The organism is Arsenophonus sp. ENCA (assembly GCF_002287155.1).
GTDB lineage: Bacteria > Pseudomonadota > Gammaproteobacteria > Enterobacterales > Enterobacteriaceae > Arsenophonus > Arsenophonus nilaparvatae.
The window spans coordinates 1-664 of sequence record NZ_NHNG01000426.1; the positions used below are offsets into that span (position 1 = coordinate 1).

Genomic DNA, 664 nt, shown 5'->3' on the forward strand with positions numbered 1-664 from the left:
TAATACTACGGACATTAGAACAACAGGCGAGTAACCGCATTGAGGGGGCGAAATAATGAAATACTTCAAAGCAACGATTATTACAACCGTTGACCACGAAAACGGAAAAACAACCTCGCATATATATCACGAGTTTCGCACCAATAAAAAAACGCTCTATTTTTAAGTTTAATTCAGCATGATATATAAATAGTCAAAACCTTATAAATCAAATACAACTTATTGTAATTTAAGAAAATTTATGTTTTTTAGTAACTTGCAGATTAATCATTGCTTTTAAGCCATTTTTAGAATTTTATATGCCTGTGCGAAACTCGTGAATGGATATGTTTTATATACAGCTTTTCGAATTTGAGCGGAAATATTTATATGACTCTGACGAACTTACCGAGCGTTTAGTGGCGCAACTGATGAAGCCGATTAAAAATCAAATGCAAGATATTTATCAACAAGTCATTGCGTTGGACGGTGCTTTTAAAGATTAAAAACTGGGCGGTATATCCGCCCAGTTTTTTTATTATCACGAGTTTCGCACAAAACTAATTTGGGTACGCTAAGCGTTGAAATAGATCTTCGATAAGCTGTTTTTCTTCGGCTTGCATATTACGCTTCCTCTTGGTTGAAGATGAATTATTTTATTGAATTTATTATGATTACTCAATGT

General features: G+C 33.4%; 1 protein-coding gene. It reads left to right on the top strand.

Annotated elements, in window-relative coordinates; translation table 11 throughout:
* Positions 1-320 precede the first annotated feature (320 nt).
* On the top strand, positions 321-485 hold the full coding sequence (locus CBG25_RS11155) for a hypothetical protein (protein ID WP_290606674.1): 165 nt from the start codon (positions 321-323) through the stop codon (positions 483-485).
* Positions 486-664 lie beyond the last annotated feature (179 nt).

What these genes read in the sequence shown, in the direction of transcription:
- CBG25_RS11155 (WP_290606674.1), top strand. Translation starts at nt 321, where the DNA reads ATGGATATGTTTTATATACAGCTTTTCGAATTTGAGCGGAAATATTTA.